Raw genomic sequence first — 9,315 nt, 5'->3', positions numbered from 1 at the left:
GCAAAGAAGCTGAGCGGTGGTACGCTTAGCTTTTTTTCTTTCTCTTTACTCGTTACAAACTATTATACTAACACTAATTCATAGAAACAAGTAACGCATTAATTATTTCCTCTCTTAATGCTAGTTTATTTACTTTTTTAACTTTTAATTTTCGACACAAAAGATAATAGATTACGTGTAATATCAAAGGTTTTTATCGGTAAGTTTGTCTTTTTTTGATTGTTTCTTTTCGACTTATTTTTTTAAGAAATTGAAATAGTATTATTACTTTTTTACTTATTTTCGAATGAATTTACTAGTTTATAAAATGTAGTCCGTTTAAGCGACAACTCTTCCATAGCTTCTATCGCTTTAATTTCTCCATCTTTCCAACGCTTGTACACTTCTTCAAAATTAGGAGGAAACGTAGCTGCTGGTCTTCCGAACTTTGCACCTCGCCTTTGTGCGGCATCAATACCTTCTCTTTGTCTCTCTTTGATTTTTCGTCTTTCTTCCTCTGCAAAAAAGGATAGTATTTGTAGTACCAAATCACTTACAAACGAGCCTAATACATCTTTATATTGCCTTGTATCTAATAAAGGCATGTCCAAAACAACAATATCTGCTCCAATCTCCTTCGTTATTTCATTCCACTCTTTTAAAATATCGTCTTTATTTCTACCAAAACGATCAATAGATTTGATATATAGTACATCTCCGGCACGTAGCATCTGTTTTAAAGCCTGGTATTTAGGACGATTAAAGTCTTTACCGCTCGCCTTATCAATAAAGATATCTCTTTCTTCAATCTCCTGCTGCAACATCTCGTCCAACTGTCTATTTTCGTTTTGAGTTTTATCTGATACACGAATATAAGCGAAACGTTTGTTCATTTTCCTCTTCCCCTTTGTTCGTAAAGATGTATTTAAATTTACGAATGTTTGTAAACTAATCATACAACTTATACGAATACAAAACAATATCTTTTTCTTATTCTTTTTCTTATTCGTAAATGTGTACTTTTACGAATGATTAAAATTACTTTATCTTTATATATTAATTTATATAAAAAATTAACCCCCGATCATAAGAATAATCGGGGTGAATTTGCCTGTGACGAGACAGGCGACGTATTTTATTATATGTAGTTACAACATAAATATGTGCTTAGTTATGAAAAGAAGGGAACCGAGCTATATAAAATATGCTAAGTTCCCTTCTCAAGAAGAAATCACGTATTGAATTAATCGTGTGAGTTTGTCTACGACGAGGTAGACTAAGTAAAAGTTATCTTTATCTTAATTTAAGGATAGCTTGTCCTAATTAAAATGTCAACTGTCTGTTAGGTTTTCGCCAGTGAGATAAATTAACGATTTTAAATATCGAAAAGAGTTTTTAATCGAACAGACACTTTGTCGATATCATCTTCATCTATTTTACCCAGAAATTCGCCTAATCTTACTTTACTGACAGTAGTAATATGTTCTGTTTTAACAGATGAATCGCTATCTAAGAAATTGTATTTTGATTTTTTTAAAAAATAATGAGTGCTATAACGCGGAATAACAGTTCCTTTTTTGTTAGTTTTTGTAGCTAACTTAGATGATAAAGGGATTACTACAGCATTCGTATTGTTTTTGTTAAGGTTGTTATTAGAAATGATTAATACAGGTCTTCTTTTATTCTGTTCAGATCCTATATTTTCTCCTAGTTCGCATAAATGAATAGCACCTTGTACCATTCTTCTTTGCTTTTGGACCACCTCATCGTCAATCCACTTATGAGCTAAAGTTACTTTATTACTATGCCAGCGTGTTAGAGCTGCAGTTTTTTGTGTTTTCTTATCCAACGAAATCTCCTCCTTATATTGATTGTACTGGATAAAACGTGAAAAGAATAACACATCTTTATAAAAACATAATTTATTTATGAACGAACGAATATTTGCGTTAGTTAAGTTCGTTTGTTTTGTAAACAACCATAATGACGATAAGGCCCTTTTACACTCATGTTCCTTATCATTCCTTAACAATATTACCTTTCAATTACCGGTATATGGGCTTTGTTATTTATTAGTTATGTTGTGTTTGTTTTGTAATACAACATTAAAAAGGGTGCATGAGATGAGTACTCTATCTACATAAAAAGGTGCATTGTGTGCAATGGTAACGCTATTGGTAACATTACCTCTTTAGAACGCTCCGTAAAACATTCCATATTCCAATGGAGGAGTATGACAGTACTCCGCAAAAGTACTCCGTTAAATAAGATCTTCTTCACAAGAAAAAAAACGAGTGCCCAGTTATACGCACCACTCTTCTTGTACGTTTCTGTGAATGTTACCTGCTGGGCTTTTTACCAAATAAATCATGCGAAGAGCATAAGAGGTTTTTGTGCCCAACTAAGGGTTGGGACCAGGCAAAGCCTAGCTTAAACGTGGGGGCAAAGAAATAAATGATATGTCCCCTTGGTGTCCCCTCTAAATTTAATTGATGGCCACATCATGTCCCCTTATCACCGTCACTACTTAAACATAAAAAAAGACTCCCTAAACTTAGGGAATCCTACTTCCAAAACTTGTACCATTTCTTATCCTGCTTTGTTGAAGCCGTTTCTAACAAAACTCGTTTTTCTTCTTGCATTTCTCGGATAGCTCCCATTAATTGCTGATCTCGTTTTTCTAACTTCTCATCAATATAACGTTGCTGATCGTCTAATTTTTTTGCCATATTCTTTAATAATTCATTCTGCTGCTGAATCATTTCTTTAAGCTCATTATATCGCTCGTCATGTTGCTCATTTTCTGTTATAACATTCGTATCAACCTCTGACATATCTTTCTCTTTAACCCATGTCATAATTGCGTTACAAGCCTGTTTTAATGTCATATCAGGGTGTGATTTAATCTCGATTAATTTCCTTAACGTTATAACATCGTTATCAAGGAATCCTCTATGACCGTGCTCATTCTTATGAAATTTATAGCCGTGGTCCTCAAGCATGATACAATATTTACGTAAAGTTGATTCTTGAATTTTAAGCATCATCGCTACGTCTTTGCTTATATATATGGATTGAGAGCTGTCTGTTTTATCTGTCATAACGCTTCACCTCTACCAAAACATTCGTTATAACAATGATATATCCTTTTCCTTAATAATTCACGTATTACTCGTTTTCATTTTTAATTTCTATTATCCTCACGTGGGTAATGTACTTCGTTCGTATTAAAGTTCCAAGTGTAGGAATACATATTGTTTTACTATTTTTTATTAATTCCTGTAATGTTTTTAGACACTTTTCTGTATCCTCATAACGTGTAATTCTACCACTTACTTCCTTGCCATCAGATAAATAAAAAGTAATCTGATATGTATATTGTTCTTGTGTCATTTTATTCACTCGCTTTCTAAATATAAAAATCTATTATTGCACAAAAAAGACGTGGATCACCACGCCTTAATTGTTATTTAACCATTCTTTTACCATATCTAAGCTTTCTAACGCTTTTTCATCGCCACGATGCGCTGCAAGTATAAGTTTATGTAACAAAACTTCAAATTCTTCTAAAACGATGTTCACTTCACTCATAACATTGCACCTTCTTTGCTTTGAGCTTCTTCTACAAATTTATCCGCTAACTCCATCCATTCGCCATGTCGTTCCTGCTTAATAAGGTTTATCAATTCTCTCACTAGCTCAGATTGTTTTTCTAACGAAACACCACAATCTAAACAAGTATCTATAAATAAATTTAAAGTTTGTTCTTTAGTCATTTCATTCTTATTTTTCATGAAAATCCCCTCCAAGTTGTCAGCTTTTTTATACCTTCTTTTAACGCACTTTAGAAACATAAGATAATTCTCTATTAATAACCTTAACTATAGCTTCTGCTGCATTCTCTTTGGTGTAATCTTCATCTGAAAGTAAATCATGTGCAATCCAAGCTAAATCATTTACTAACTCCATTTTTTCTGCAAGATGTCCTAATTGTTCTTTTTGTGTTAACATATAATACATCCTTTCCATAGGGATAATGGGTTTAGAAAGAGTAGGAGGCGCAATCTCCTGCTCTTTCTTTGTTTTTACAATGTTACTTTGTAATTATTTGTTACTGTTCCATTCCTTTGAACCTCGATGAATCCCTTTTCTTCTAATTGTTTTACTAATCTTGTTACTGTAGCTCTACTCAAATTCGTGTAATTCTCTAATTCTGTAATTGAGAACGGAATAAACTTGTCGTTCGAGTAGATCGCTATCGTCAGTAAAACCAATTTTTCAGAAGACGAAATTTCATCTTTTTCCAATTCGAGAATGCGGTATAGTGATTTCATCATTAAACTATTAACCTCCTGTAAATCAACATGTAGTTTACATTCACTAGTATAACAGTGAGTATAGTTAAATGCAATACAATCGAAATAAAATTTAAAAATAATATAACCATATATGCAATCTTTATCGTTTCATCCAATCTGGAATAATTAATTTAATATTCTCAATTCCTAGAGCGTCTATTAACTTTACTCTTGCTGCATCCATCAATTTCTTATACTTATGTACTGACATACCCATTGCTAGGTAATGTTGCCTATCAGATTTGTAGTGGTCTCTATTTAAGTAACGCTCATAGATCAGCTTTCTTTCCTGTTTATTTAAGGAATTAACAGCATCCACGACAAAATGATAGAATGAATAGATTGAAACATTACTTCTCACCTCACAGAACTCTCTCAGACAGTCTATGAAACTTTTATAATGGTTTTGTATAGGATTATCATAATTTAGCTTATTTCGTCTTATACGTGGTTCTGTATCACCTTGTAAACGTACTTTGTAGAAACAATACACGTGAAAGATGTTTTTTAATGTATCCTTATTCATTCAAGTCCCCTCTATATAGAAAATAGACACCAAAAAATCGGTGTCTATTCTTGATAATTACTTTTAATTATGTTCCGTTCACTTACTAAGGTAAACATTATAGAAAATAGAATGTCTCAACCACTCTATTCTCTTACATTATCGTAAGACTTTCCCTTTGTATGGGTAAGTCTTCTCGTGAGATTCATCTGAAGTTGGGCCTACCATAAATGCATTTACGCCACTTCCGTCATATTCACGTTGTTTTTCTAATAACTCTCTTCTTAAATAATCCATAGCCGGCCCTGCTGCATAATTAACCTCTACAACATTAATTTTTATTAATTGCGCTAGCTTTTCGACTGCTGGCAAATAATATCCGTTGTAACGATAATGTTCACCTAAAACTTTATCGATACCTTCATGATGACTTTTAATCATTTCCTCTTTTGTATATTTGCTCTTGAATTTTAAATTTTTGTTAACCTTTTCTAATGAATCTCGTTTCATTTTAGCATTATGTAATGCTTGTGCTGCTCCGTCTACTTGCTCTTGTGTACACTTGCCACTACATTGATCTAATAGCATCTGCTCATAATTCTCTTCTAACGCTTCTATTTCTTCAAAAAGATTATAATAAGTACCAGATATATTAACTTTATTATCACGAAAATCTTTATACTCTTGTTCCAACTCTTGAACGCTTGGATTCACAATCTGAGAATGAATAACCTCTTTTGTATACACTTTAACAGGGAAGACAATCTCTTTATTCCCATCAAACTTCATCGTAACACCATCTTTATTTCGCTCAAACTCGATTGTCTTCGGATCTTCTACAACTACACTAATTTTATCTGCCATATTTCATACACTCCTGTTTTAATAGTTTTTAAATGCATCTATCCAATTTTGTTCCTGTTCCGTACGCTCTCTTTCACCATCCATAGCCCGCTGCCATCGCTTCTGTTCTTCTGTTTTTTCCGGCTTTATGGTTCCGAAAGCTAATCCCCATTCTTTTTGCTCATCCGTTAATTCTTTTTTCGATGTTTCATCACTGAATGCCGCTACCCATTGATTCTGCATCTCTGTTTGATTGTTTTCTTTTTGGCTCATCTAATGTCACCGTCCCTTTAAATATTTGTAAACATGCTTCTGTATAAGATGAATCTCTCTTTTCAATGTGGTTCTTCCTGGTCACAAGCGCTTCTTTCCCAATCTGATAATCTATAATATCCTGTACAATAAAAACGCCCTTAAACTCTTTCCTAGACGTTGTAGCGATAGGTTGTTTATACTTTTCTACTAAATCACTTATAATCTCTGAAACAGCACGCTTGTCTTTTATCCCTGCACGTGCCATAATTTCTTTAGTTGTTATTGCGTTAGATCTCCCTAAAGGTAGTATTGAGAGTACCACCTTATGTAAATGAGGGAGCTCTTTTTTTATGTCTTTTTTCATATCAATACCCCATTTTTTGATGATGAATTTCATCCATAGTTGTAATTAATTCCACCTTTATATCAAACATTAATTCGTCATTTCGATTCATTAATTCTTCAACAAATTTAAGATCATCTTCAAAAACACTATCCTCTTTACGTCCTGCTTCATCCCACTGCTCTAACATTTCATCTCTACGACCCATTAACTCAATACCTACTTTTTCTAAATGCTTCAATAATTCACTCTGTTGCTTCCCTTTAATAACAGTGTCCATTTTTACTTCTGACATGCTTGTACCTCCATTTCTTTAGCTTTCTTTTCCCAATATCTATCGTTATATTGCTTTACCTTATCTGGGTTGGCTGCTCTCCATCTTCGTAAATATGCGTTTTTCGCTTCTTTTAAAGAATTTTTTTCTTTTCCCATAATTCCACCTCTCTTGTTTTCTTTTTCCTTTTCTTAATTATATCATGATGGTATTTACAGAAACACTGTTCTAATGGTATGATTAACTGTTTGCGACACACAAATATGATTTAAGATTAAATTCCATTACAATAAAAAAGAGACTACAAAATAACTCATAGTCTCTACTAATTTTAAAAATATAGAAGGAATTCCCTTACGTCATACGAATTAAAATTGTGTATAATGATGTTAGAAAATCCTCCGTTATTTGGTTAATGGTGGTAAGGATAGCCTTTTTTCAAACTTGCCGGAATGAGTAAGGCTATTCGCTCATGACTTGCTTCCAATATTTTTGGAACGTCTTACGACTAAACACTGTATAGTCACTTTCTTTTCTGACCTGTTCTGGTGCTTCTGATACCGTAACAGGTTTTTCTTTTGTCTGTAATTCCTCTATGAATTCTGCATACGCTTCATTAACTTCATCAAAATTAATCTCTTCATCGTCTTTTAAATTATAAAAGATGCCATATCCTTGTATTTGCCTAACCTTAAACAATGCATAATACAACGTTTTGAATTGCTTATAACTCAATGTTTTACCGTCTTCCGTTGTTGCTTTTGTCATGTACTTAAATATCTCTACAAAATCGTTTTCGCTAAACTTGTCCAACTGGCATGAATAACCTTTTTTAAGTGACTGTATCGCTGTTTCTGTTATCCGTTTACCATTTATAATCAAATACCAAACCTTCTGTATCAAAACCTCTATATCACTAAATAAACGCGCCTCACGTTTTCCAGTGAAGTCTATTGAATAAACATTTTTATGTTTTCTTATCATGCAATCATGGAATTTATTAACCTTTAAAACAATAAGAGCATGATAATGTGGATGATACTCATTACCGTTAAATGTTATTTCTAGAGATCGTATAGCGCCTTCATATTGTAAAACTTCAAAATCAATTCCCTTTATTTTCTTTTTGCCTTTGAAATACTCAATTAAACGAGCAAAAGCTTTTTGCATCTTGCTTAGTGTATCTTTCAATTCATCGCCTTTAACATTAGGAATAGTTAGCGTTAATTGATACATATTTTCCGCGTAAGGTTGAATAAGTGGTATGAATTTACCCATGCGTGAAGCTTGTTTAACCTTTTTACAGTTGTTACAAAACTTGTCCTTGCAAAGATTAGTTCGTTTAAACTCTTTTAATCTATGTTCATGATATTTGTCTATAATCCAAAAATCATTGCAACCTTTAACGTTTTCCTGCTTCTTCTTCATTCCATCATCGCGTGATTCTTTATGTAGTCGTTCATAATACGAGACTATAACGTCATTAAATTCCCTATTATCAATGATTTGCTTTAAAAATTTATCATCTATTTCAGTTGAATTTATAAATTCCTCATGATTCAATTTCTCACCTCATTTCTAGTGGAATTTTTGGAAGGCTTTTTAAGCCTTATTAGCAATAAGTCACATAGCTTAAACCCTTGATATGACTATGATTATCGACGATTTGTCATTACTAGAAAACTAGAGAAATAGCCGACTTATTTCTAATATATCAAGTAATAGAAGAAACTCATTTTTTAAACGAAACATTAAAACCTTCCGTTGCACTCGGCCACGTTACACTAGGTGTCCCCAAAACATGTTGTTTTGGAGAGCATAAAAGTGTTTGGGGCTTGTGGTGTATGTCTGCTCCTTATTCTCGTGCTACGCACTGCGATACCGCTAGACAATGACAGCTGTAGTATAAGCCCCACGAATAACCTAGACCGTATACAAATCTTCTCCTTGTATCTTAGTCCGGACTTAATACAGCTTGTCCATCTTATTTCAATAATTCTTCTACACTGATTCCTCTAGATCGTATCCATGCTGCTAACTTATTACGTTCTGCTAATAATCCATCATACTTTTCCGCTTTTTCCTTTTGTTTTTGTCTGCGTCTTCTTGCATTCGCGTTGATTTGTTCCTTATTCGCCTTTCTATATTGCTTATGATATTCTCTCTTTGGGTTATCTAATGTAATCATGTCTTTATCTAACATATCTTTACCTTCCTTTCTAATTTTCCAATAAAAAAAGGCACCTCGAATAATAGAGGTACCTTTCAATGTATGTAAAAACTACGAGTTTACTTAAAGTATTGTCAAAATGAAAAATACATTGTAAACTTGTCACATAGGAAGTTCGCTGAATGAGAACTTTTTTTTCGTATTAAAGTGATACAATTTGTATCTATATTTTTTCTCTCAAGGTTAACTAAGAGTGAATTTTTTATAGTTTACAACTTGACCTATAGTACTTTTTCATACGTTAAATAAGGTTGTTAATTCAACCTTAAATATAAATGATACCTTATTATTTGATTGTCAAAGATCGATAAAACAGGTGTCAATCCATAAAAAAAATAATCGTTTAAGATGATTCGTAAAATCATCGATGACCAATATGTATTCGCAGTACATTTTGGTCGAAAAGTGTCGTCAAACACAAATTTTCTAATAGTGGTGGTACACTATTGGAGCAAAGAAGCTGAGCGGTGGTACGCTTAGCTTTTTTTCTTTCTCTTTACTCGTTACAAACTATTATACTAACACTAA

At 32.9% G+C, this 9,315-nt stretch carries 15 protein-coding genes; all 15 read right to left on the bottom strand.

Annotation, left to right across the window (positions count from 1 at the left end; all coding sequences use genetic code 11):
* Positions 1-272 precede the first annotated feature (272 nt).
* On the bottom strand, positions 273-872 hold the full coding sequence (locus PDQ33_RS27170; protein WP_270756960.1) for a recombinase family protein: 600 nt from the start codon (positions 870-872) through the stop codon (positions 273-275).
* Positions 873-1,354: 482 nt separating this feature from the next.
* Entirely contained in the window at positions 1,355-1,828 is a 474-nt protein-coding gene (locus tag PDQ33_RS27165) for a type II toxin-antitoxin system PemK/MazF family toxin (protein WP_270756962.1), read from the bottom strand.
* 715 nt (positions 1,829-2,543) lie between these two features.
* Complete coding sequence (locus PDQ33_RS27160; RefSeq protein ID WP_270756946.1) at positions 2,544-3,080, bottom strand: DUF3967 domain-containing protein; 537 nt, start codon at positions 3,078-3,080, stop codon at positions 2,544-2,546.
* 358 nt (positions 3,081-3,438) lie between these two features.
* On the bottom strand, positions 3,439-3,570 hold the full coding sequence (locus PDQ33_RS27155) for a hypothetical protein (protein ID WP_270756949.1): 132 nt from the start codon (positions 3,568-3,570) through the stop codon (positions 3,439-3,441).
* On the bottom strand, positions 3,567-3,773 hold the full coding sequence (locus PDQ33_RS27150; RefSeq protein ID WP_270756950.1) for a hypothetical protein: 207 nt from the start codon (positions 3,771-3,773) through the stop codon (positions 3,567-3,569). The genes PDQ33_RS27155 and PDQ33_RS27150 overlap by 4 nt, the downstream gene beginning before the upstream one ends.
* Before the next feature lie 40 nt (positions 3,774-3,813).
* Positions 3,814-3,990 (bottom strand): hypothetical protein, encoded by a 177-nt coding sequence (locus PDQ33_RS27145; RefSeq protein WP_270756952.1) that lies wholly within the window; start codon positions 3,988-3,990, stop codon positions 3,814-3,816.
* 74 nt (positions 3,991-4,064) lie between these two features.
* On the bottom strand, positions 4,065-4,316 hold the full coding sequence (locus tag PDQ33_RS27140; RefSeq protein ID WP_270756953.1) for a MarR family transcriptional regulator: 252 nt from the start codon (positions 4,314-4,316) through the stop codon (positions 4,065-4,067).
* Between the two features lie 121 nt (positions 4,317-4,437).
* Entirely contained in the window at positions 4,438-4,863 is a 426-nt protein-coding gene (locus tag PDQ33_RS27135; RefSeq protein ID WP_270756955.1) for a hypothetical protein, read from the bottom strand.
* A 138-nt stretch (positions 4,864-5,001) separates the two neighbouring features.
* Positions 5,002-5,706 (bottom strand): hypothetical protein, encoded by a 705-nt coding sequence (locus PDQ33_RS27130; protein ID WP_270756956.1) that lies wholly within the window; start codon positions 5,704-5,706, stop codon positions 5,002-5,004.
* An 18-nt stretch (positions 5,707-5,724) separates the two neighbouring features.
* Complete coding sequence (locus PDQ33_RS27125; protein ID WP_270756957.1) at positions 5,725-5,928, bottom strand: hypothetical protein; 204 nt, start codon at positions 5,926-5,928, stop codon at positions 5,725-5,727.
* Entirely contained in the window at positions 5,897-6,304 is a 408-nt protein-coding gene (locus tag PDQ33_RS27120; RefSeq protein WP_200900115.1) for a hypothetical protein, read from the bottom strand. Before PDQ33_RS27120 ends, PDQ33_RS27125 begins: the two co-directional genes overlap by 32 nt.
* A gap of 1 nt (position 6,305) precedes the next feature.
* A complete protein-coding gene (locus PDQ33_RS27115; RefSeq protein ID WP_046951925.1) occupies positions 6,306-6,578 on the bottom strand; it encodes a hypothetical protein in 273 nt (90 codons plus the stop codon).
* Positions 6,566-6,715 (bottom strand): hypothetical protein, encoded by a 150-nt coding sequence (locus tag PDQ33_RS27110; RefSeq protein ID WP_270756958.1) that lies wholly within the window; start codon positions 6,713-6,715, stop codon positions 6,566-6,568. The genes PDQ33_RS27115 and PDQ33_RS27110 overlap by 13 nt, the downstream gene beginning before the upstream one ends.
* Before the next feature lie 304 nt (positions 6,716-7,019).
* Positions 7,020-8,120: a protein rep gene (locus PDQ33_RS27105; RefSeq protein WP_046951926.1), complete on the bottom strand. Its 1,101-nt coding sequence runs from the start codon at positions 8,118-8,120 to the stop codon at positions 7,020-7,022.
* 421 nt (positions 8,121-8,541) lie between these two features.
* The gene (locus PDQ33_RS27100; protein ID WP_270756959.1) at positions 8,542-8,760 is read right to left on the bottom strand and encodes a hypothetical protein; all 219 of its coding nucleotides are present in this window, start codon (positions 8,758-8,760) and stop codon (positions 8,542-8,544) included.
* Positions 8,761-9,315: the final 555 nt, after the last annotated feature.

Origin of the sequence: Bacillus cereus group sp. Bc031 (assembly GCF_027716265.1) — a bacterium.
Classification (GTDB): Bacteria; Bacillota; Bacilli; order Bacillales; family Bacillaceae_G; genus Bacillus_A; species Bacillus_A paranthracis.
The sequence above is the reverse complement of the archived record's forward strand: the minus strand, read 5'-3'. Positions and strand labels throughout refer to the sequence as shown.

What these genes read in the sequence shown, in the direction of transcription:
- PDQ33_RS27170 (WP_270756960.1), bottom strand. Translation starts at nt 872, where the DNA reads ATGAACAAACGTTTCGCTTATATTCGTGTATCAGATAAAACTCAAAAC.
- PDQ33_RS27160 (WP_270756946.1), bottom strand. Translation starts at nt 3,080, where the DNA reads ATGACAGATAAAACAGACAGCTCTCAATCCATATATATAAGCAAAGAC.
- PDQ33_RS27155 (WP_270756949.1), bottom strand. Translation starts at nt 3,570, where the DNA reads ATGAGTGAAGTGAACATCGTTTTAGAAGAATTTGAAGTTTTGTTACAT.
- PDQ33_RS27150 (WP_270756950.1), bottom strand. Translation starts at nt 3,773, where the DNA reads ATGAAAAATAAGAATGAAATGACTAAAGAACAAACTTTAAATTTATTT.
- PDQ33_RS27145 (WP_270756952.1), bottom strand. Translation starts at nt 3,990, where the DNA reads ATGTTAACACAAAAAGAACAATTAGGACATCTTGCAGAAAAAATGGAG.
- PDQ33_RS27140 (WP_270756953.1), bottom strand. Translation starts at nt 4,316, where the DNA reads ATGATGAAATCACTATACCGCATTCTCGAATTGGAAAAAGATGAAATT.
- PDQ33_RS27135 (WP_270756955.1), bottom strand. Translation starts at nt 4,863, where the DNA reads ATGAATAAGGATACATTAAAAAACATCTTTCACGTGTATTGTTTCTAC.
- PDQ33_RS27130 (WP_270756956.1), bottom strand. Translation starts at nt 5,706, where the DNA reads ATGGCAGATAAAATTAGTGTAGTTGTAGAAGATCCGAAGACAATCGAG.
- PDQ33_RS27125 (WP_270756957.1), bottom strand. Translation starts at nt 5,928, where the DNA reads ATGCAGAATCAATGGGTAGCGGCATTCAGTGATGAAACATCGAAAAAA.
- PDQ33_RS27120 (WP_200900115.1), bottom strand. Translation starts at nt 6,304, where the DNA reads ATGAAAAAAGACATAAAAAAAGAGCTCCCTCATTTACATAAGGTGGTA.
- PDQ33_RS27115 (WP_046951925.1), bottom strand. Translation starts at nt 6,578, where the DNA reads ATGTCAGAAGTAAAAATGGACACTGTTATTAAAGGGAAGCAACAGAGT.
- PDQ33_RS27110 (WP_270756958.1), bottom strand. Translation starts at nt 6,715, where the DNA reads ATGGGAAAAGAAAAAAATTCTTTAAAAGAAGCGAAAAACGCATATTTA.
- PDQ33_RS27100 (WP_270756959.1), bottom strand. Translation starts at nt 8,760, where the DNA reads ATGTTAGATAAAGACATGATTACATTAGATAACCCAAAGAGAGAATAT.